Source organism: Streptococcus parasanguinis (assembly GCF_023109675.1).
GTDB lineage: Bacteria > Bacillota > Bacilli > Lactobacillales > Streptococcaceae > Streptococcus > Streptococcus parasanguinis_I.
This window is the reverse complement of sequence record NZ_JALDUR010000001.1, coordinates 101,097-122,296: the sequence shown is the minus strand read 5'-3', so window position 1 is coordinate 122,296 and position 21,200 is coordinate 101,097. Positions and strand designations below refer to the sequence as shown.

Annotated in this window: 21 protein-coding genes; 2 read left to right on the top strand and 19 right to left on the bottom strand. The window is 41.2% G+C overall.

Features of this window, described 5'->3' with window-relative positions; genetic code table 11:
• Nucleotides 1-254 precede the first annotated feature (254 nt).
• On the top strand, nt 255-1,271 hold the full coding sequence (locus tag M1G14_RS00550) for an NAD(P)H-dependent glycerol-3-phosphate dehydrogenase (RefSeq protein ID WP_021154022.1): 1,017 nt from the start codon (nt 255-257) through the stop codon (nt 1,269-1,271).
• A gap of 45 nt (nt 1,272-1,316) precedes the next feature.
• A complete protein-coding gene (gene galU / locus M1G14_RS00545) occupies nt 1,317-2,225 on the top strand; it encodes a UTP--glucose-1-phosphate uridylyltransferase GalU (RefSeq protein ID WP_003008975.1) in 909 nt (302 codons plus the stop codon).
• Nucleotides 2,226-2,288: 63 nt separating this feature from the next.
• Here galU and M1G14_RS10910 read toward each other — a convergent pair whose 3' ends face one another.
• From M1G14_RS10910 to M1G14_RS00445, 19 genes are all read right to left on the bottom strand, one after another.
• Complete coding sequence (locus M1G14_RS10910) at nt 2,289-4,790, bottom strand: C69 family dipeptidase (protein ID WP_282184803.1); 2,502 nt, start codon at nt 4,788-4,790, stop codon at nt 2,289-2,291.
• A 413-nt stretch (nt 4,791-5,203) separates the two neighbouring features.
• A complete protein-coding gene (locus M1G14_RS00530) occupies nt 5,204-5,881 on the bottom strand; it encodes a rhomboid family intramembrane serine protease (protein ID WP_024054928.1) in 678 nt (225 codons plus the stop codon).
• Nucleotides 5,865-6,404: a 5-formyltetrahydrofolate cyclo-ligase gene (locus M1G14_RS00525; protein ID WP_061591264.1), complete on the bottom strand. Its 540-nt coding sequence runs from the start codon at nt 6,402-6,404 to the stop codon at nt 5,865-5,867. Before M1G14_RS00525 ends, M1G14_RS00530 begins: the two co-directional genes overlap by 17 nt.
• Nucleotides 6,405-6,513: 109 nt before the next feature.
• Nucleotides 6,514-7,647: an N-acetyldiaminopimelate deacetylase gene (locus M1G14_RS00520; protein ID WP_247926113.1), complete on the bottom strand. Its 1,134-nt coding sequence runs from the start codon at nt 7,645-7,647 to the stop codon at nt 6,514-6,516.
• Nucleotides 7,648-7,700: 53 nt separating this feature from the next.
• Nucleotides 7,701-8,399, bottom strand: a complete 699-nt coding sequence (dapD, locus tag M1G14_RS00515; protein ID WP_003016885.1) for a 2,3,4,5-tetrahydropyridine-2,6-dicarboxylate N-acetyltransferase — start codon at nt 8,397-8,399, stop codon at nt 7,701-7,703.
• Between the two features lie 65 nt (nt 8,400-8,464).
• Entirely contained in the window at nt 8,465-9,703 is a 1,239-nt protein-coding gene (locus M1G14_RS00510) for a hypothetical protein (RefSeq protein ID WP_061591266.1), read from the bottom strand.
• Between the two features lie 48 nt (nt 9,704-9,751).
• Nucleotides 9,752-10,660 (bottom strand): hypothetical protein, encoded by a 909-nt coding sequence (locus M1G14_RS00505; RefSeq protein ID WP_024054924.1) that lies wholly within the window; start codon nt 10,658-10,660, stop codon nt 9,752-9,754.
• Nucleotides 10,661-10,674: 14 nt separating this feature from the next.
• Complete coding sequence (locus tag M1G14_RS00500) at nt 10,675-11,352, bottom strand: hypothetical protein (RefSeq protein ID WP_247926112.1); 678 nt, start codon at nt 11,350-11,352, stop codon at nt 10,675-10,677.
• A 17-nt stretch (nt 11,353-11,369) separates the two neighbouring features.
• Entirely contained in the window at nt 11,370-12,077 is a 708-nt protein-coding gene (locus M1G14_RS00495) for a hypothetical protein (RefSeq protein WP_049475031.1), read from the bottom strand.
• A gap of 107 nt (nt 12,078-12,184) precedes the next feature.
• A complete protein-coding gene (locus M1G14_RS00490; RefSeq protein ID WP_049471946.1) occupies nt 12,185-13,273 on the bottom strand; it encodes a hypothetical protein in 1,089 nt (362 codons plus the stop codon).
• 118 nt (nt 13,274-13,391) lie between these two features.
• Nucleotides 13,392-13,826 carry an LPXTG cell wall anchor domain-containing protein gene (locus M1G14_RS00485; RefSeq protein ID WP_247926111.1) on the bottom strand — a complete coding sequence of 145 codons (435 nt, stop codon included), beginning with the start codon at nt 13,824-13,826 and terminating at the stop codon, nt 13,392-13,394.
• A gap of 57 nt (nt 13,827-13,883) precedes the next feature.
• Entirely contained in the window at nt 13,884-14,279 is a 396-nt protein-coding gene (locus tag M1G14_RS00480; protein WP_247926110.1) for a hypothetical protein, read from the bottom strand.
• Nucleotides 14,280-14,619: 340 nt separating this feature from the next.
• A complete protein-coding gene (locus tag M1G14_RS00475; protein ID WP_021154036.1) occupies nt 14,620-15,435 on the bottom strand; it encodes a hypothetical protein in 816 nt (271 codons plus the stop codon).
• Nucleotides 15,436-15,453: 18 nt separating this feature from the next.
• Complete coding sequence (locus tag M1G14_RS00470; RefSeq protein WP_247926109.1) at nt 15,454-16,395, bottom strand: hypothetical protein; 942 nt, start codon at nt 16,393-16,395, stop codon at nt 15,454-15,456.
• A 251-nt stretch (nt 16,396-16,646) separates the two neighbouring features.
• A complete protein-coding gene (locus M1G14_RS00465; RefSeq protein ID WP_024054918.1) occupies nt 16,647-17,459 on the bottom strand; it encodes a hypothetical protein in 813 nt (270 codons plus the stop codon).
• Nucleotides 17,460-17,570: 111 nt separating this feature from the next.
• Nucleotides 17,571-18,371, bottom strand: a complete 801-nt coding sequence (locus M1G14_RS00460; RefSeq protein WP_024054917.1) for a hypothetical protein — start codon at nt 18,369-18,371, stop codon at nt 17,571-17,573.
• 16 nt (nt 18,372-18,387) lie between these two features.
• Complete coding sequence (locus M1G14_RS00455) at nt 18,388-18,813, bottom strand: hypothetical protein (protein ID WP_024054916.1); 426 nt, start codon at nt 18,811-18,813, stop codon at nt 18,388-18,390.
• A 42-nt stretch (nt 18,814-18,855) separates the two neighbouring features.
• Nucleotides 18,856-19,293 (bottom strand): hypothetical protein, encoded by a 438-nt coding sequence (locus tag M1G14_RS00450; protein ID WP_061455819.1) that lies wholly within the window; start codon nt 19,291-19,293, stop codon nt 18,856-18,858.
• A gap of 184 nt (nt 19,294-19,477) precedes the next feature.
• Nucleotides 19,478-20,827 carry a glucose-6-phosphate isomerase gene (locus tag M1G14_RS00445; RefSeq protein ID WP_061591270.1) on the bottom strand — a complete coding sequence of 450 codons (1,350 nt, stop codon included), beginning with the start codon at nt 20,825-20,827 and terminating at the stop codon, nt 19,478-19,480.
• Nucleotides 20,828-21,200: the final 373 nt, after the last annotated feature.

Below are 21,200 nucleotides of genomic sequence, written 5' to 3'. Positions count from 1 at the left end.
TAACTACTACTTATCTTACCACCCATTAGTGATAGTGTCTAATATGTATTTTTTAAAACCGTGATAGATTTTATTTATCACCCTCACCTTCCTCACAAAACAATTGATGATCATACAAGTTTTTTTACCTATATTATGTTAAAATAGAGAGGAAAATAGAATCGTCCTTCAAGGCACACATTAGGCCGTTTCGAAGGCGCAAGCGCTAGATTCCTAGCCTTGTTGAAAAAATAGACATAGAAATGGAAGATACAATGGAAAAACAAACCGTTGCAGTATTGGGTCCTGGTTCATGGGGAACAGCCCTTTCACAAGTCCTCAATGATAACGGCCATGAAGTCCGTCTCTGGGGAAATATCCAAGAACAAATCGATGAAATTAATACCACTCATACCAATCAACGCTATTTCAAAGACATCGTTATTAGCGAAGAGATTACTGCTACGACCGATCTGAAAGCTGCTTTGGACGGTGTGGATGCTATCCTTTTTGTCGTTCCTACAAAGGTGACCCGCTTGGTCGCTAAACAAGTCGCTGAAACACTGGATCACCCTGTCACAGTCATGCATGCTTCTAAGGGATTAGAACCTGGTACACACGATCGGATTTCTCAAATCCTCGAAGAAGAAATCCCTGCCTCTCTTCGCAGTGAGGTAGTGGTCGTTTCTGGACCGAGTCACGCGGAAGAAACCATCGTACGGGACATCACCCTCATTACAGCAGCCTCAAAAGATTTAGAAGCTGCACGCTATGTTCAAGAACTCTTTAGCAATCACTACTTCCGCCTCTATACCAATACAGATGTCATCGGAGTGGAAACTGCTGGAGCCTTGAAGAATATCATCGCAGTCGGAGCTGGAGCCCTGCACGGTCTTGGTTATGGGGACAATGCCAAAGCAGCTATCATCACGCGCGGTCTCGCTGAAATCACGCGCCTTGGCGTTAAGCTCGGAGCTAGCCCATTGACTTATAGTGGTTTGTCTGGGGTCGGTGACTTGATCGTTACTGGTACTTCTGTCCACTCTCGCAACTGGCGAGCTGGGGATGCTCTCGGACGTGGCGAAAAATTGGAAGATATCGAAGCCAACATGGGCATGATCATCGAAGGGATCTCTACGACCAAAGTCGCCCACGAGCTGGCCCAAGAACTGGATGTCTACATGCCGATTACACAAGCCATTTACCAAGTCATTTATGAAGAGAAAGATATCCGCGAAGCCATCCACCACATGATGAGCAATGAATTTAAAGAAGAAAATGAGTGGAAATAAGTCAACCACCCTATCATCAATCCTACCTTTTAGAAAGGAAACTATATGACTAAAGTTAGAAAAGCAGTCATTCCTGCGGCTGGTTTGGGGACACGCTTCCTCCCAGCTACCAAAGCTTTGGCAAAGGAAATGTTGCCAATCGTTGACAAACCTACGATCCAATTTATCGTAGAAGAGGCTCTGAAATCTGGGATTGAAGAAATCCTTGTCGTAACAGGGAAGGCCAAACGTTCGATTGAAGACCATTTCGATTCTAACTTCGAATTGGAATACAATCTCGAGCAAAAAGGCAAGACTGACTTACTCAAGTTGGTCAATGATACAACAGCGATCAATCTTCATTTCATCCGCCAAAGTCACCCTCGAGGTTTAGGGGACGCTGTTCTTCAAGCCAAGGCCTTTGTTGGAAACGAGCCTTTTGTCGTTATGTTGGGAGATGACCTCATGGACATCACTAATGATGATGCCTTGCCATTGACCAAACAATTGATGAACGACTACGATGAAACCCATGCGTCAACCATCGCTGTGATGGAAGTCCCTCACGAAGAGGTTTCTTCTTACGGTGTGATTGCACCTCAAGGCGAAGGTATTAACGGTCTTTATAGCGTTGAAACGTTTGTCGAAAAACCAAACCCAGAGGACGCTCCAAGTGATCTCGCTATTATCGGACGCTACCTCTTGACTCCTGAAATCTTTGATATTCTTGCAAATCAAGAACCAGGTGCCGGCAATGAAATTCAATTGACGGATGCGATCGACACCCTCAATAAGACCCAACGAGTCTTTGCCCGTGAATTTAAAGGCCAGCGCTACGATGTGGGTGATAAATTCGGCTTCATGAAAACTTCGATTGACTATGCCTTGAAACACCCTCAAGTCAAAGATGATCTCAAACAATATATTATCGACCTTGGAAAAAAATTAGAAGCATCTGAACAAACTGCAGACTAAAAAAGAAGGAAGAGAGATTTCATTCTCACTTCCTTTTTTGTTGTATCTTATAAACTGTATCGTTTAATGGGTTCTACGTTTTTCGATGTAGTAGCCAAATCCAAAAACTGTCAAAAGAACTCCGCCTACCATCGTCGCGATTGAGATACTTTGTCCGGTTGATGGTAATTTTTTCTCACCTTTCTTCTCTTCAATTTTTGCTGCAGATTTATAAACTACACCATAAGTTGAGAAATGAGAGGTTGTAAATGTTACGGCTGACTTTTCTTCATTTAGTTGGAATTGGAAGGATTCCAATTGACCATTTTCACCGATACCATAAACTGCTTCTACTTCTTTTTGCCCATTGACTGGAATGGTCACAACCGTTGGACTAATTTGATGTATAGGATTATTTTGGTTCGATAATTGAATATTATATGCCTTGTAATCTTTACCAGCTAGTTCTTTGACATCTTTCAAAACTTCAACAAGAAGACTATAGCCACCTTGAGCAAAATCAGGGTTTTGCAAGACGATACCTGTTGCCTGGTCTACTAAAATATATGAATTTGTTGGTAAAACTGGGCGACCAACGGTACTAACACTGTTACTATTTGTAGGAACAATAGTAGTTGTATTACTTGGTGTTGTTTCTTCCTTGCTTGGTTCTGTACTTGCTTCAGTGCTTGGCTTCGTTTCTTCCTTGCTCGGTTCTGTACTTGCTTCGGTGCTTGGCTTCGTTTCTTCCTTGCTTGGTTCTGTACTTGACTCAGTGCTTGGCTTCGTTTCTTCCTTGCTTGGTTCTGTACTTGACTCTTTGCTTGGCTTCGTTTCTTCCTTGCTTGGTTCTGTACTTGACTCTGTGCTTGGCTTCGTTTCTTCCTTGCTTGGTTCTGTACTTGACTCTGTGCTTGGCTTCGTTTCTTCCTTGCTTGGTTCTGTACTTGACTCTGTGCTTGGCTTTGTTTCTTCCTTGCTTGGCTCGGTACTTGATTCTGTTGGATCCTTGTAGTCATCTGGTAAAGATGCACGGTATGGATCATCTGTACGACCTGCTTCTTTAAGAGTTGCAGATAATTCAGACTCATATTGCTTGAATTGTTTGAAGAGACGTTCAGACCGAGCTAAAGCATCCTCAGTCACTTTATCTTCAACTGCTTTTGCTGCAGCTTCATCAGCTTTCAAGGCTGCATATTTGCTATCACTAACCTTCTGTTCAATGATCAATTGTTCTTCGAGAGCTTTCCAGTGATTTTGAATCGATTTTCCAAAGAGGTCTTGATTATTGATTGCCATCTGGTCAATATGCCATACTGTCCAATACCATGAATTCGGATCATAGGTAGCAGTTTGAGGTTTGAAAGCTTTATAGGTATCTTTTACATTTCCATAGAATGGAACATAAGGAGTATTCCGTGAAGGTCCCATTCCGAGCCATACAGTTCCACCAAATGATTTTGGAAGGTTTGGATTGATTTGGTAGACATGGGCATCGATGACGTTTTCGTTCCCTAAAGCATACTTGTATTGGTCTTTCCGAACAGTATCGTTGCTACCATTATCCCCTTGTTTCTTGACACCAATTTGATCATCTGGAACAAAACGACCATTTAAGTGTTCAAAACGGTTGCGTTGCAATGCAAAAGCATCTTCCAAAGTAAATTTCTTGTTTGGATCTGTTGGTGAGCGGAAGAGTTCATATTCATCATCTTCATAAGTCACTTTTGAGTTTGGATCCAAAAGAGTGATTCCTGCGTAAGTACGTGAACGGTCTCCTTCAGCATATTTTTCTGGTCCATAAGATTTAGCAATATGGAAGTTCCCATCTTTGTCTGTCTTGTAGTTACCAGATTCTTTAGCTACCTTTTCGACATCTTTCGAAGCGATCACGTTTTCCTTATCATTCAAATCCACATGACCAAGGTAGTAGGTATTTGCAAAGACTGCATATTTGTCCTCTGGGACTTTTACCGCTACATATTGGTGTCCAGAAAGAATTTCCATATACCAAGTTTCATTTTGGTCTGCAAAAACGACAACATTCCCTTCTGCCGATCCTTTTTCTTCAATGACTTTAGCTAGGAATTCAACCCCTTCACGAGCAGACTTAACGCGTGGTAACACTACGTCCAACATAGCAGCTTCTGGAATTCCGTTTTCTGTCAACGGGTCAGTCTTCAAGACTTTTTTGTTTGGAATTGCTGTAACAGTTGAGGTCATAGAAACACCGGCTTCGTTAAATCCGTGTTCACCAAAAGCACCGTTACTACCATCTCCACGAGCAGAGTCATAAGTCGCTGTGTATTTCATTTCACTAGCAGCATGTGGATAGGTAAAACCATTGGATTCGTCTTCCAGTTGATCCCCTTCCTTATAATTCTTTGCATCAACAACCACATAATTCTTGTTGTGCTTGCCACCATTTGGATAGTAAGGGTAGTCTTCTGTCCGACCAAAGAGAGTGGTCCCATCCTTGGTCAATTGCCGACCAATGATAAAGCCACAACAGGCTTGAACGGCTTGAACTGGTAGGAGCAAAAATGTCATTGCTACCAATGAAAGTTTAAACAACCATTTCTTCATGGCAAATCTCCTTTTCGAATGTCCCTTTTAAAAAAGGCACTATTCCTGATTTTTTATACTCCTAGTCTACCTCTTTTTAGTTATTTTTGCAAACGCTTACCAGACTTGTTTTTATTCTATTTTTTCCTAAATTATCTTTCTATCAACTCATTTCTATGTAAATTATATATATTTATTGAGATTTCAAACAATTTTCTGTTAGTTTACGATTGCACTACATTTTTTAGGAAAAAAAGAGAGTGGGACAGAAATCGGTAATTCGTTAGAATTCGATTTCGTCGTCCCACCTCCGCACAGTTGAGTAGGGCTGTAAAAGCTGATGAAATCAGCGTAGTAGAGCCCACTCAACCACTGCGTCTTGCTCGACAATCCAAAAACAATTAAGAGGCTAGGACTTTTGTCCTAGCCTCTTCTTAAAATAGATTCAAGATTTTACCTAAGAAATAAAGCAAAAGTAAGAGATAAGATAGGGCAGCACTCATCTGATAGGTTCGGTTCATAAAACGAGCTTCCCCTCTTACTGGAAAGACATAAGCCAACATGACCCCAGCTACTAAACCACCGATGTGCCCCGCCATACTGATTCCTGGCATGAAGCTAAAGATCAAATTGACCACAATCAAGCTGGTATAGGACTGACTCAAATGGCGAATATAGGGACTTTGGACAATAAAACGCAAAGCACCAATGGTCCCAAACAGTCCAAAGAGGGCTGTAGAAGCTCCTGCCGCAATCACATCTGGCGTAAAAATAGCAACAAAAACATTGCCCATCATTCCTGATAAGAGATAAAGAGCTAAGAAAGCCTTCGATCCAAAGAGATCTTCTGCCAGACGTCCCAAGTAATAGAGGGTGATCATATTGAGCACAAAATGTTCTAGGCCGATATGAACAAATGTAGCTGTCACGATTCGCCATAACTGGCTTGGATCAGCTTCCACAACTTCTCCGATAATCCCACCGCTATAGTAAACAGCAGCACCCGTTTGGTAGTCACTTCCAAATCGGATAAACATGGAAAGAAAGACTGCCGTTGTGACGAGCAATAAGATGCTGGTCACAGGATAACGACGATCAAAGAGCAACTTCATAGACTAGCACCTCCTGAACTGCCTGATCAAACGTATCTGGCTGGAACTCCTTCTGCTGGATGGAATAAATCGTACTAACCGTTTTTCCAGTAAAATCTGCTAAATAACGATCATAATAGCCACCACCATAGCCAATTCGGTAGCCTTTTGACTGGAAGACCACGCCTGGTACATGGATCAGATCAATCTCTGACTGTTCCACAACCCTTCCTTTTTCATTGGGCTCCAACAAACCAAAGCGTGTCTTTTCTAAAATGTCAGGATCGTATTCCACAAATTCCATCCGCCCTTGTGGATAGGTACGGGGAACACAGACGCGTTTTCCAAGTTGAAGAGCAGCTTGGATCAAGCCAGCTGTGGAAACTTCATGGCCAAAAGACAGATAGGTCGCAAGGGTCTTTGCCTCCTGAAAAGCTGGTAACTCCAAGAGGCGCTGAGTCAGCTCTTCATCTGCTTGAGTTTTTATAGTTTGCGGCAGTGCTTTCATAGCTGCAATGGTTTCTTTTCGTAGTGTTTTCTTCATTCCCTACTCCTTTTGTCTAGCTTTTATTGTATCATTTTTTAGGAAAGATCCGAACAGTTTTTTTACAACAAAGAAAAAATCCAACTCCAGACGGAGTTGAATCATTCCTTTATTGGTTGGCCTTCATTTTCAAAAATTTACCAATGTTTTCCACAGCAAAGGGAAGGGCTGCTTCATTTGGGCTCATCTTCGGATGGTGCAAGGCATAAGGGGTATCAATCCCCAGCCAGAACATGACACCCGGGACTTTGCTCAAGAGAAAGCCGAAGTCTTCTCCTGTCATCGCAGGCAGAATATCAATCAGGTTCACGTCTTTCTCAGCTGTGAAAAAGTCCATGAGTTCTTTGGCCAATTCTGGTTGGTTTTCCACAGGCAGGTAGCCCCCTTGCTTGAGTTCCAGGTTCAATTTCACATCAAAGGCTGCTGCAACTCCTTCTGCAATGGCTTTGACCCGTTTTTGAGTCAAAAGGTTCATCTCCATGGTCAAGGTCCGAATGGTCCCATGAAGGAAGGCTGCCTCAGCAATTACATTATTGGTTGTTCCTGCATGCATGGAACCAAAGGTCACCACAGCCCCTTCAATCGGATCGACATTTCGACTCACGACCGATTGGACTTGGGTAATGAAGTAAGAGGCTGCTACAAGAGCGTCATTGGCCTCATGTGGAAAGGCGGCATGCCCTCCCTTTCCTGTAAAGGTGATCTTGACTTCACAGGTCCCCGCAAAAAGGGTACCCGTATTGGTCGCAATGTCCCCCACCTTCAAATCAGGGCGCACATGCAGACCATAAAATTCATCAGGGAGCCAGTCGCCAAAAGCATTGTCCTTATACATGAGCATTCCACCAGCCTCATTTTCTTCAGCTGGTTGGAAGAGAAATAGCAGGTTATTTTTTGGTTGTACTTGGACCAGTTGATCCAAAAGTCCAAGGGCTGTCGTCATGTGCATATCGTGACCACAAGCATGCATCCGTCCTTCGTGCTTGGAGGCAAAATCAAGGCCCGTTTGTTCCACGATCGGTAAGCCATCGATATCTGTCCGCCAACCAATGGTTTTTTCAGGAGCAGACCCATGGAGATAAACCAGGATCCCGGTCCGCCAAGTCCGTTGCTCTACAAATTCCTTGCCCGCTGTGATCTCTGCGATTCTCTCTAAGAGGTAGGCTTGGGTTTCAAACTCTTCCAAGCCAATTTCAGGGATTTGGTGCAAATCCCGTCTGATTTTGATTAAATCCAATGTCATCGTCGTCTTCTTTCTATTAGAATAGAGGCCTTGCGGCCTCTACTATCAATATCTTATAAATTACGCAAGGCGTCTTCGAGTGCTGTTTTTTGTTGTGTTTTTTCATCGATTTCCTTGATGATACGAGCTGGGACACCAGCTACAACCACATTTTCAGGGACATCTTGAGTAACGATAGCGCCAGCGGCAACGACAGAACCGTTCCCTACTTGAACCCCTTCAATCACAACTGCATTGGCACCGACCAATACATTGTCACCGATCCGAACAGGCTCAGCAGAAGCTGGCTCAATGACACCCGCAAGAACGGCACCTGCACCGATGTGGCTGTTTTTACCAACTGTTGCACGGCCACCAAGGATAGCCCCCATATCAATCATGGTTCCTGCACCGATTTCAGCACCGATGTTGATGACAGCACCCATCATCACGACAGCATTGTCTTCGATAGTTACTTGGTCACGGATAATAGCACCTGGTTCGATACGCGCATTTAGATAGCGCTTATCCAGCAAGGGAACAGCTGAATTCCGACCATCTTGTTCCACCACATAATCCTTGTTCTCCGTTAAGTTGGCAAGAAGGGGCTCGATATCTTTCCAGTCACCGAACAAAACATTGCCAAGCTTGGTAACAGAAGCAGGAACAGCCGTTGCCAATTCCCCTTCAAAGGTTACTTTCACATTTGTTTTCTTTTCTGCATTTCCAATAAAAGCGATAATTTCTTGAGCAGACATTTTTTGTGCAGTCATGAGATTCTCCATTCATTTCAATTAAAGGTATCCATATTATACCACAATCCTAGTGAGATGAACACCTAAGGCGACGTGCTTGTAGCCGAATCCTTCAGGCCTGTCATTTCACTAATGGTGCGATTGCTTCCAAAGTGAATCGTAACTAAATGCGCATCAGAAAGTTTGTAGTAAAAGATTAAGAAGGACTCTGAACTCATCATACTCGACCAAGAAACACGGTTAGGAATTCCTACGGTATTCACAAGATCTGAATAGCTGGTTCCTATTTTAATATTGGCAAAATCCTCTCTGTTCAAACTGCCATTTTTATTGGCTAATCGCTCACTGTTTAGGTTCTCAAAATCAAGAGAAGATAAACGGTCACCAACAATATTTGAAAGTAAAACTGTTACGGAAGAAGGAGAGCCTTCCGACTGATAATCCAATTGTGTCATAAAAGGACTGACACCACCTTCTTGGTAGGTTTCTTCCCCACCACTAGCCTTCCCCAGTACAGCTACCACATCCTGCGGAGACAGATAAGTTGAAGAGGTACGGCCTTGATCCTCCTCACTTAAACCAGGAATCAGGGAAATCGCCTTCTCATAGGTCACTTGAAACTGAAATTCACCTTCCGGTGCAATCAAGGTACTCGTACCACTCTTCAAAGTTTCCTTTCTGGTTCCATAAGACTGGCCAGGACTTCCGTATTCACTAGTAGTAGAAGAAGGAGCTTCCTTACTATGGATACCTCCTGAAGCCAGATAGGCAAATAAGCCCAGCATGGCCAATAATCCAAAAAAGGCTGCTAGCGAAGACCCTTCACTCTTAGAGGAAGGAGAGTAGGTTTTCGTCCTATCCGATTGGGAGTCTAGTACCGTTTGTCTTGGTTCTGAATGCCTGCCTCCCCCTATTGAAGCCAGGTCAGCTTCTGAAATCAAGCGACTCCCACCCTGGTGCTCTACTCTTTCCTCGCCCTTAGGAAACTGCTCTATTGCATCTTGTGTTGGTGGTTGTGATGTTAGCGGTCTGTCAGGCGAGTCTTCAAGCAATACTTCCTTTTGCTCATCTATAGCTTTCTCAGTACCAAGCGCCGGTTGGTTTTTTGGCTCCTCTACTTGCTTCACTGGTTCAGGAAAAACGGAGGACTCTATCACTTCTGTTTCTTTTAGGAGCGTATCTTCCAGCCATTCATCCCTATTTTCAATGCTCTGGTTGGTTGAAGTGGAACTTTTCACTAGACTAGTTTCTTCTTCTAGCTGGCGTTTCGCAAATCGACTCTTGTGTTCATTTCGTAGGTGGGACCAGTCTTTCTTTCCCATTGTTCCCTCCTTATTATTCTATGGCAAATTCATTCGGGCTAACTGTTTTTACTGTGCTGTAGGTGTCGAAGAAGAAGCTGGTGTGCTCGCTTCCACTTTAGGTGTGATATCCTTGATGGTTTGCCGGCTATCAAATTGGATTTGAACCGTTTGGGAATCAGCCAATCGATAAGTAAAGGTCGGTGCTTCACCGTAACCTAAAAATCCGGACACATCTACCTCATCTGGAATCCCCACCGAATTAAGCAAATCTAAATAAGGCATCCCAACTTTGATATTAGTAAAATCGTCCTTCGTTAAACTGCCATTCTTATTTGCAAAACGATCACTTTTTAAGTGTTTCAAACTTAAAAGAGAAATCCTGTAATAGGCACCCATTTTTTCAAGGAGAACCTTCCCATATGCATCATCTGATTGGTAATCTAAGGTCAGCAAAAAAGGACTTGAACTGCTGTCACTATACGATGCCTCTCCTCGGGTTGCTTTACCTAATGCTGCAACGATATCTTTGGGATCCACAGTTCCAAAAGATGTCTTTTTGTCATCCACTGCAAAATCAGGAATGAGAGACATGGCTTTTTCATAGGTTGTCTCAAATTGAACTTCCTTAGCAGATGCGACATAAGAACTATTTTCACTATTTAGATATTCTTTTCTGATACTATTCCGTGAAAAACTGTCAGCTCCATTGCTTGAGGAAGATGAAGAAAGATCCTTGTTGCCTGTGTTTTGAAGTACGAATACAAAAGCTACTAACAAGGCGAACCACCCAAAAAATCGCAAAAGCGAACCAATCCCCTCTTTTGAGGAAGAAGGGGAAGACTCCATCATATCTGAATGGCTACTAGTATCCTGATGATTGTCCATCCCTAATGAAGCCAGATCGGCTTCTGAAATCAAGCGGCTCCCACCCTGGTGAGAGGAAGCTGCCTTGATGTCTGTCCGTTGATCGTCCAATGATATCTCCCTTCTTATACTAACACTAATTTCTTGCCTTTTTTCTTGAATTCCATCACCACTTCTGGCTGCCCTGCTACCTGGTAAGTCGCGCGATAGCCCATACCGCCATCTGGCATTTCCCCCCAGACCAAGCGTTGAGGATTTCCTAGTTGCTTAATAAGCTGGGCGAATTCTGTACCTTTTTTCTCTTTTTCAGTAGTGATTTCTTTCTCACTGCTTGCTTTTTCTTTTGCATCCAACAAATTCGTCGCATCCACTGTCGTCAAGCGATACCCCTGGTCTTTTTCCTGTTCAAACCACAAGGTTACACTTTTCTTGCCCTGATCGGTTTGCTTAGCCGCATAAGTCAAGACAAGAACGGTTTTATCCCCTTGAGCTGTCTTTGTGTAGCGAACTTTTTGGGCTTTTCCCCATTCAGTCACAACTGTTTCCAAGCGGGTTCCTGGTTGCTGAGTCTGCTTAAGACGAACTTTCAAATTCGCCACAGCTTCGATGGTCCATTTAAACTGCTTGATTTCTTGTTCCTTGCTGACCAAATTCTGATAATCCTTTGGCTGGAAACGAGTCAGTGTTTGGTCCTCCTTGGTATCGGTTCCTTGCTCTTGCACCTGGATGCTTGCAATCGCAAGTAACACTCCTAAAACAAAACACAAAAACGGCAGCAAGAGTTCTTTTCGATTCTTTTTCATCCACTCGATCATCTGCTTCACCCCTTCTTCGTCAACCGATACTGACCAGTCTGGTCGCGTTCAAAAGTCAAAGAGACCAGTCCATCTGTCACCTGATAAGACAGGGCTAAGACTTGCTTGTCCTTTGCAGAGGTCAAACTAAGAGAATTGGGAAGACCTGATTTTTTCAAAATATCTTCTACTGCTGTCCCCTTTTCCTTTTTTCCATCTAGCGTCTGATAGCCTGTAAAATCTGCTAGTTTTAAATTCTTTTTGCTCTGATAGTGAGCCGACTTGGGTGCAAATCCTTGAATCGAGCTCAAATAAAAGGTATCATCCTGCTTTTGAAATTCTATGGTATAAGGATAAATCCCCTGCACAGGAGTCCCATAACCTAGCTGGACTTGCGCTCCAAAACTCGTATCTTCTTGTGTAAAACTCGCTGCTTTTCCAATTTTTTTGACGAATGCAGATAAAGTCACCCAATTTTTTTGTGTCTTTCCTTCTTCCCTTACAAGCTCCAATGATAACAAGTCTTCTAAAGCCGGCTCTTTGGAAGAAGACGCAACAAATTGCTGGCTATCTTCGTGCATGCGAGACAAACTCAACAAGCGATCTTTGGGCAAGGTTTTCACTGGATGAATTATAAACACCAAGCAAACACCAACCATAAAAGCCAGCAAAGCACTTGCAGCTTTTTGGAGGATCCGCTTATGACGTTCTATCCACTGTTTCATTTCTTCCATCCTTCATGCTCTTTCTATTCAAACTCTTTCTATTGTATAGAAAATTAGCGTATTTGTCTCGTCTTATCCCAAAAAAGAGGCGCTTGCCTCTTTCTTGTCTGATCCTTTTAGTAGCTGTCTTTACTGCTCAAGAGAAAATCTCCATTTTCTTGGCGAATAAAGGTCAAATCCACGTAGTCCCCATTTTTCTTTTGGAAGTCCATGACCAATTCTATCTCGTCTGAATCATCAGATGAACTCACCGTCAGATTGACTGCATCACCGTATTTTTCTAAAAGCTCTTTGTAAGAGGTTCCTCCAGCACCGGTCTCACTATTTCCAACTTTGAATCCATCTGCAAAGTTGTCCTCAACCGTAAGATTTTTCCCAAATTGATTAAATTCAAATTTGACAAGCTGGAATTCTTTCCCTTTCTTAGAGTAAGTCGCTTTGACCTCTTTATTATAAGAGTTATCATCCCAAAATAATTTCAATTCTCCACTTTCAAATTGAACGGAGCTAGCTTTCCCATAAGCTTCAATCATTTCCTCAGGAGTCTCCCCAGCATCACTTCCTGTTAAAAACTGAAGTTGCTCGATATCAGACTGTTTCCAGCTAAAATCAACTTCCGCGTCTTCTGCGGTCAATTGATCCAAATCGATATTGGAAGACGAACCAGACTGGTTACCTGACCAAGAAGTCTGCTTTCTAGATGATGACGTGCTAGGGCTAGCATGACCAATCAAATAGCCACTGACTCCACCGATAAGAAGCCCAACTAAAATCCCAAGGGCAAAACGAATCGCCTTCTTGTCCGCAGTATCCATCGGTCTTCCAACAGGAGAAAGAGGAGCTTGTGGAATAGGTGTCTCAGGAACAGGCACTGTTTGCGGACCAATTGGTTCAGCTGCCATATTTTGAGGAGCTTGAGGTGCAGGTTGGAATGGAGGAGTCGGTTGGGGAGCAGCAACTACATCCGGATGTTCTCCAACAGTTGCTTCATCCACCTTTGGAAGCTCCACCGTTTCTGAAATAACTGGCTCGTTTGCCTCTTCTTTCATTGCTTCCGTCTCCGTCACTGAAAGGCCACTAGCTTCTGGAACGACCAAGTCTTCGGCTTCTTCTTTTGGGACAAAGGCTGGCGCAGCCACATCAAATTGAGGCGCACCCTCTACGGGAGTATGTTTCATAAATTGTTCTTGATCTTTCTCGGACATTTCGAATTCTCCTTTTTATTCTTCTCTTCTACTATAACATAAAACCAAGCAAGGACCAACTCCTGTCTGGATGGACTAAAAAAGATCGGAGAGATATCCGACCTTTTAGATGCTTATCTTAAAATTTCTTGCGAAGGGAGACAATAGCAATCCCTGCAAGTGAGAGCAAGCCCAATGTTGCCAAAACGACACCTGTTTCTTGACCTGTTTTTGGCAATAAACGGCCAACTACAGATTTGCTTGAGTCGCTTGAATGTGAGGAAGAACTAGAAGAAGAGCTTGAGCTCGATGAAGAAGTTGAACTTGAGGAGCTTGAAGATGAGCTGCTTGAAGATGAGCTCGATGAGCTACTTGAGCTTGAAGACGAACTACTTGAGCTACTTGAACTAGAAGATGAGCTACTTGAGCTTGAGGATGGGCTTGTTGTACTTGGTGAAGTCGACCCATCTGTACCAGGGCTTTTATAGCCTGCAATGAAATTACGATAAATTGGGTTGGAACTTTCAAGTGAATCCACCATCAAGCGTCCTGATCCATCGTAAGCAAGGGACACTGTTACTTCCCCTTCTCCATTATCCAACTGTTTAAAGCGACCATCATCTTTTGTAGTCTAACGAATGTAGAGTTTAACAGTTCCAGAATTCAGTCCAGAGAGATCCACATCATCAAATTCGATCGTCCCATCTGCTGTATTTTGCCCTTTAGCAACTGTCTCTTCTTCGCCACCTTCAGATTTGTAGATCAATGCAAATTGGTAGGCTCCCGCATCATGCGCACTTTCTTTCTTGCCTTCACGCGCTCCCACTACATCGACACGACCTGTTTTCAATTTCAAAGAAAGCTGATTCGATTCGAAACCTTCATATGTTGGTTTTTGAACAAGGTCTAGCTGACCATTTTTGTACTCATAAACCGCAGCTTTTGTATTCGCAGATACTGGTTGGGCAATTGCCATTCCACCAAGCATAGATGAAAGTAACAAGAATTTAGCCAAGTTCTTTTTCATATTTTCATTCCTTTTTCAATTATTTTCATTCACCTTTCATTTTATAATATGAAACAACAAATGACAACTTTTATGTTCAAATAACTTTTTATATTAAAGGATTTGAGTATAAAATACGTGTCTATAGCTATTGTCTAGCTAGAAACCCTGTATCATCAGTATTTTAGAAATGAGATTAGCAAATGATCGAAAATAATAACTAGTTAGTGTTTTTATAATTGAATCTAAGGGGAAAGTTTATGAAATTACTTTACAAGTAAAAAAAAAACGACCTCTTGCGAAGTCGTTCGGGTACAAACGAGAATATATGGACCTTCCTTTTTAAAGACCGATTTCCTTTCTAATCTTCATCTCCTTTTAAAGCCAAACGATAATCCCCATCTGCTTGCTGGATAAATTTTAATTTATATTCATCTTCATCTGATCCAGATGACTTAAAACGGATTTCCATTTCATTCGTAATGGCCTTAGTTTTATAGTCCTGGTCTGCTCTTATCGAAATAGAGGATGGGGTATTGCTACTAAGAACTTCTTTATAAGATATTCCATCCTTCCCTGTTTTGGGATCTCCTACTTTCAATTTATCATAATCATCGGTCGCCATTGGATTGGCATCCGCTGTGTCATAATCTTCTGAGAAATATAGATTGCGTAGATAATAATGACCATCTATTTTCATAAAGGTCAGATTCATCTCGTTAGCGGTCTTATAATCGGTGCTTTCTTCATCTGTATCGTCCCTCTCGAGTTTGCCCCATTCTAACTCAACAGTTGTCCCATTAAATGAACCTTTTAAAGCTTTCCCATACTTCTTTACGACCTCTTCGATAGACATCGCATCCTCTTTGTCATCGTAGGTAGCGAATTTCAAGTCTCCGAGATTTGAAATATCCCAATCAAATGCTGTCTCTTTTGGGTCTATATAGCGAGAAGATATATCGCGTTTTGAGACTGTACTATCTGCAGTGGTATGTAAACGGGGATAAGCTTTCTTGGTTACGGCATTCACACCAAAAGAATGGCCAATAATAAGACCAATCACTAATCCTAAAACAATTGACCCAATCACACATCCAATGAACAAGCCCTTTCCGCTTTTTTGAGGGCCAGGATTTACTGGTACACCAAAGGGTACCTGTGTTTGATTTATACTCATCTCTCTTCTATCCTCCTCTTAATTTAGTTCCGCACCAATATAGCGAAATTCTTCATCAGGCTGTGCTAAAAATTTCAAAACTTTAAAATCCCCATCAACCTCACAGAGTACTGTAGCCACTACACGTGTAGACTTAAATGTTTCCCCATTGGCAGTTAGTTTGCGCTCTGTCCCAATTTCGACGGTTTTTCGATGTTTTTTCAAAAACTCAGATAATCTTGTCCCACCTTGCCCTGTCTGCTTGTTTCCTTTTTTCAGACTTCGAAATTCCTTTTCAGTCAAGGCGCGATTGCTCGAGGCATCATCGCTATCATCATCATCCTCTGGATTTTTATGCTCATACAATTCATCTAATTCCGTCACGGACACACTTTTTAAATAATAATTGCCATCGACTTCGTCAAATCTCATTCTCAAATTCTGATGTTCAGTAGCCTTTGAGTCATTCCAAGTAAACTCCATTGCATTCTTTTTATATTCAACACTGGATGCTAACCCATAGACTTCTACAATCTGATCTGCTGTCAAACCATAACCTTCCCGATTGGTGTAACTCAACAAGCCAAGATCCTTGAAAGTCCATGTGAAAATGACCTTTTCTTTATCCGTTACAAAACCTGCTTTTGTTTCATTTGCTTCGGTCTTTGCACGTTCTAAACGTTTAAATCGTTGCGACTCCTTACTTGTTTGAGAGGATTGTCCCCAAATATATCCGCTCACACCACCGAAAAGCCCACTAATCACAAGCGCTAAAAGTGAAAATAGTACTAATTTTTTCCACTTGTGCTTTGGCTTAGTTGGATAGGACCACTGAGGCGGAAGCATTTGTGGATTTGTTTCTTCAAATGGATAAGCAGGGCCCTGCATTTGAACTCCTCTCACCTGTCCTTCTCCTTGTGGTGTCTCTTGCATCTGTGGCTCTTCCGGCACTGAAAAAGGCTGTTTATCTTCTGTAGTCATACTCTCTCCTTTTGATTCTCTTTGTCTCATTTGATGATCACAGTGAGTGAAAATCATTTGATGAACAAAGTATAAAAATGCTCCTTCTACTATATCATAAATCTCCTGATGGCGCCAATTCATCACTAAATGGGGAAATAGGCACAAAAAAACGACCTCTTGCGAGATCGTTTTATCCAAATGCTGTTACATTCTCAAGTCGGTATTCCCCTTGCTGATTCTTTTTAAATGATAAGGTTATTTTTCTTTGATCAGTTGTAAAGTATAGGATATATATAACTATTTTCCCCTTCATACAGGTTGTTACTGTAACTGTTCTTAGGGATTCCAAACTGGCTTATAGCCTCCATTAACCCAATCCCTTCCTGACCACTTTTAGGCAAATAAGAACGATATTCTTCTAAAGTTTTATTCGCCTTGCCCGCTTGAGCTTTAGTAACTTCAAGATAGACACGCTCGACACGACTTTTTCCTTCAAACTCATTAATAATAATTTTGAAAAAACCCTGTTGGTCAGAAAGCTTATAATAAAAGGTTACCCGTTCTTTCCCCGAGGAATCATAATCAAGTAAACCTGCAAACGCCTTTCCATATTTCTCAATTATTTCTGAAGGCGTTAGCGTTTGCTTCTTTGTAGCATCCATTAGCTCAAAGACTTCATCAACTGAAAAAACTCTTACTTGAGACGGATCAACCCACTCAGAATTTTCTTTTTTCAATATCTGTCCAATTTTTTTATTCTCACTTTTGCTCGCTTGAATATTCGAGGAGCTGGTAGAAGATTTCTTTTTTTGATATCTTTCCGAAGATCTTATGATCTTATTTTCGGGTCTATGAACGACTGTTTTTTTATAATACCAGACTCCTATCAGAAAAAATACGAATACAACGATCACTGACAAGAGTACTCGGATTATGTTACGTGAAATCCGAAATCCTATTTGTTTCTTTTGATCTTCAAAAATCGCCCCTTGAGGTCCTTCATCCGAAAATGCACTCGGAAAAGAGTACAGATTCCCATGATTCTTAGACCATTCACGTTGTACTTTTCTTCCTCTTGACATGTCGTACTCCTTAACTTTATTATCTTACCCTACTATAGCATTAAAAACTGTATCACAGTATATATATGTCTTCCCCATTCTAGTCACCAAGTATTTCATGAAATGAATGTTCTATTTACTTTCCTCTTTTGTCGCCAAACAGTAATCTCCGTTTTCTTGTTTATAGAATGTTAGTTTATATATTTTTTTATATGATATTTTTTTAAATTCAATTACCATTTTCGTTTTATTTTCATGAGTGATTTTATCTTGGTCTGCCGACATCATGATAGACCCTGAATGATTATTTTTAAGTACTTCTGAATATGAAACTCCACCTTTCCCGGTTTCTGGATTCCCTACTTTCAGACCGTTATATTTATCGGCAGGCATCTGATCTTTCTCTAAATCATTAGAATTTCTGTCATAATTAATGCTTTTAAGGTAATACCTTCCCTCTGCTTTCTCAAAATAAGCAAATATCATCTCATTAGAACTATTCTCATTAACGTCAGATTTATCAAGGTTTTGCCATATTAACTCAATTTTATCATCATGAATTAATGCCTCTTGAGCTTTTCCATATTTCTCTAAGAAATCATCAATCATGACACCTTGTTTAGGGTTTTCTCGACTCCCAAACTTCAATTCTAAAAGCTGGGATATGTTCCAAGAAAAAGCAGAATCTTTTGGAGCTATAATCTTTTTAGATTGATCACGTATGGAGCGACTATTTTTTGTACGTGTTTTTAGCACAGGATAGGCTTTTTTAGTAATCATATTAACACCTTTAGAATAACCGATAGCCAGCCCTATAATCATTCCTAGCAAAATGTACCCAATAGAAGAAGCAATCCAAAAATCTTTTCCAACTCTTCTAAGTTTATCATTCCACCAACTATTATTTGATTTCATAAGTCGATTTATTTTCATTTTTCATTAATCTCCCTTAGAAGCGTTTCGATCCAATGTAAAGAAATTCTCCATCTGGCTGCGCCACAAATAGAAATGTTTTATAATCACCATCTACTTGATAGGTTACATTCGCAAGCACTCTATTAGATTTATATTCTTCTCCTTCACTTGTTATTTTTTTCTCGGTCTCTATTTCAACGGATGCCCGATGTTTTTTCAAGATTTCTGACAATGGAGTCCCGCCTTTTCCAGTGTTTTTATCTCCTTTCATCAGATTTTGATACTCTTCTGTCGTCAAACGAAATTCATATGCACTATCGTCACTATTTTCTTTTTGTTCTTTAGATATCTTTTGGGAAGATAAGCCATACAAGTCTCGAATGGATACACTCTTTAAATAATAGTTATTATTATATTTTTCAAATTCAAAACTTAAGTCTTGCTGGTTTGAACCGATCAAATTAGTCCAACTTAGACTTAATCCATCTTGATTATATCTAGCTTATGAAGCTAAACCATAATTTTCTACAATCTGATCCGCTGTTAATCCAAGTTTAGATGAATTATTATAACTTAACAAACCTAAATCCTTAAGTGTCCATAAAAAGATGACGTCATTTTTTTTGGATACGAAACCAGTTTTTGTTTTTTTCGCCTCCTCTTTCACTCGAGTTAAGAGTTCGAAACGTTGGGATTCTTTGACTGTCTGAGCAGACTTCCCCCATGCATAACCAGCAATTTTACCAAATAATAAACTAATCACTCCGCATAACATGATGATTAAAGCCAACATTGATAATAAAATTATTTTTTTCCAATTACGTTTGGATCGCATCTCAACAGTTGCCTCTAACTGATCTTTTTGAAGTTCATTGGGAAAAGATTCCTTTATTTGCTCCTCTTCCGGCACTGCAAAAGACTGTTTATCTTCTCTTGTCATACTCTCTCCTTTTTGATTCTCTTTGTCTCATTTGATGATCATAGTGAGTGAAAATCATTTGATGAACAAAGTATAAAAATGCTCCTTCTACTATATCATAAATCACCTGAAGGCACCAATTCATCACTAAATGGGGAAATAGATACAAAAAAACGACCTCTTACGAAGCCGTTTTGTCTATTGATTAAAGACGAGCGTTGAGTTCTGCTCCAAGTTCTTCAAATCCTGGTTTACCAAGAAGGGCAAACATATTTTTCTTGTAGGCTTCAACACCTGGTTGGTCAAATGGGTTGATCGCGTTCAAGTAACCTGAAAGGGCGATGGCCAATTCGAAGAAGTAGATGGCATAACCAAGAGTGAAGGCATCTTGCTCAGGAAGAGTTACGTACATGTTTGGCACGTCACCGTCAGTGTGGGCAAGAAGAACACCGTCAGTTGCTTTTTTGTTTACGAAGTCAACGTCTTTTCCTTGGAGGTAACCAAGTCCATCAAGGTCTTCTTCCAATGTAGGGATGATCACGTTCTTACGTGGTTTGTCCACACGGACAACTGTTTCAAACATGATACGAGTTCCTTCTTGGATAAACTGACCCAATGAGTGCAAGTCTGTTGAGAAGTTAGCTGAAGTTGGGTAGATCCCTTTTTGGTCTTTTCCTTCTGACTCACCAGCCAATTGTTTCCACCATTCTGAGAAGTATTGAAGGGATGGCTCGTAGTTTACCAAGATTTCGGTAGCATATCCTTTACGGTAAAGGATGTTACGAACTGCTGCGTATTGGTATGCTTCGTTTTCAGAGATTTTATCTGAAGTGTAGTCTTTACGAGCTGCGTTTGCACCTTCCATAAGGGCTTTGATATCTGCGCCTGATGCAGCAATTGGAAGCAATCCAACTGGTGTCAAGACTGAGAAGCGTCCACCGATATCATCTGGAACTACAAATGTTTCCCAACCATTGGCATCTGCTTCTACTTTTACAGCACCTTTGGCACGGTCAGTTGTCGCGTAGATCCGTTTATTGGCTTCTTCTTGACCATATTTCTTCACCAAGAGTTCTTTGAAGACACGGAAAGCGATCGCTGGTTCAGTTGTTGTACCTGATTTAGAAATCACGTTGACTGAGAAATCTTTATCTGAAACATACTCTACCAAGTCAGCAAGGTAAGTAGATGAGATGGAGTTTCCAGCGTAAAGGATTTGTGGCGCTTTGCGTTCTTCTTTTGTTTGCAAGTTTGCAAAGTGGTGGTTCAAGAAGTCAATGGCAGCTTTCGCTCCAAGGTATGATCCACCGATACCGATCACGACCAAAACATCGCTGTCTGCTTTGATTTGTTCAGCAGCTTTCAAGATGCGGTCAAATTCTTCACGGTCATAATTTTCAGGAAGGTCCAACCAACCTAGGAAGTCACTACCAGCACCTGTTCCTTTACGGATCAATTCATCAGCTGCAGTCACTTGTGGTTGCATATATTCCACTTCATGTGGGGCAACAAATTTACCCAAAACTTTTGAGTAGTCAAATTTAATATGAGACATGTTATTCCTCCAAAATTTCTTCTTCTCTATGATATCGCTTTACAGGAATTTTATCAAGGGAAACCACCCTGTAAAGCGTTTTCATTTGCTAATTTTTTTATTTTCACAAATCAAGCAACGACGCAATAGCAATCGTTTGCATATTTGCACTATTTTTGACTAGAAAATCCAAAAAAAGAAGCTTCTCACGAAACTCTATTTTTTCTCTTTTATTCTTTGAATATAAACATGACTCTGGTAAGTGATAGCCCTCACGTCGCTTCACTCCTCAGGATCAATATCTCTAAGTTCGGTTACGCCTTACAGGCTTTTTTCATTTTACGCTATAGCCCTCACGTCGCTTCGCTCCTCAGGATCAATATCTCTAAGCTCG

Bases quoted from the DNA above. Each gene is read 5' to 3' on its own strand.
- M1G14_RS00525 (WP_061591264.1), bottom strand. From the start codon at position 6,404: ATGAAGAAAACACTACGAAAAGAAACCATTGCAGCTATGAAAGCACTG.
- M1G14_RS00460 (WP_024054917.1), bottom strand. From the start codon at position 18,371: ATGAAAATAAATCGACTTATGAAATCAAATAATAGTTGGTGGAATGAT.
- M1G14_RS00450 (WP_061455819.1), bottom strand. From the start codon at position 19,293: ATGACAAGAGAAGATAAACAGTCTTTTGCAGTGCCGGAAGAGGAGCAA.
- M1G14_RS00495 (WP_049475031.1), bottom strand. From the start codon at position 12,077: ATGGAAGAAATGAAACAGTGGATAGAACGTCATAAGCGGATCCTCCAA.
- M1G14_RS00480 (WP_247926110.1), bottom strand. From the start codon at position 14,279: ATGAAAAAGAACTTGGCTAAATTCTTGTTACTTTCATCTATGCTTGGT.
- M1G14_RS00470 (WP_247926109.1), bottom strand. From the start codon at position 16,395: ATGACTACAGAAGATAAACAGCCTTTTTCAGTGCCGGAAGAGCCACAG.
- M1G14_RS00500 (WP_247926112.1), bottom strand. From the start codon at position 11,352: ATGAAAAAGAATCGAAAAGAACTCTTGCTGCCGTTTTTGTGTTTTGTT.
- M1G14_RS00490 (WP_049471946.1), bottom strand. From the start codon at position 13,273: ATGTCCGAGAAAGATCAAGAACAATTTATGAAACATACTCCCGTAGAG.
- M1G14_RS00520 (WP_247926113.1), bottom strand. From the start codon at position 7,647: ATGACATTGGATTTAATCAAAATCAGACGGGATTTGCACCAAATCCCT.
- M1G14_RS00465 (WP_024054918.1), bottom strand. From the start codon at position 17,459: ATGTCAAGAGGAAGAAAAGTACAACGTGAATGGTCTAAGAATCATGGG.
- M1G14_RS00530 (WP_024054928.1), bottom strand. From the start codon at position 5,881: ATGAAGTTGCTCTTTGATCGTCGTTATCCTGTGACCAGCATCTTATTG.
- M1G14_RS00510 (WP_061591266.1), bottom strand. From the start codon at position 9,703: ATGGGAAAGAAAGACTGGTCCCACCTACGAAATGAACACAAGAGTCGA.
- galU (WP_003008975.1), top strand. From the start codon at position 1,317: ATGACTAAAGTTAGAAAAGCAGTCATTCCTGCGGCTGGTTTGGGGACA.
- dapD (WP_003016885.1), bottom strand. From the start codon at position 8,399: ATGACTGCACAAAAAATGTCTGCTCAAGAAATTATCGCTTTTATTGGA.
- M1G14_RS00475 (WP_021154036.1), bottom strand. From the start codon at position 15,435: ATGAGTATAAATCAAACACAGGTACCCTTTGGTGTACCAGTAAATCCT.
- M1G14_RS00550 (WP_021154022.1), top strand. From the start codon at position 255: ATGGAAAAACAAACCGTTGCAGTATTGGGTCCTGGTTCATGGGGAACA.
- M1G14_RS00445 (WP_061591270.1), bottom strand. From the start codon at position 20,827: ATGTCTCATATTAAATTTGACTACTCAAAAGTTTTGGGTAAATTTGTT.
- M1G14_RS10910 (WP_282184803.1), bottom strand. From the start codon at position 4,790: ATGAAGAAATGGTTGTTTAAACTTTCATTGGTAGCAATGACATTTTTG.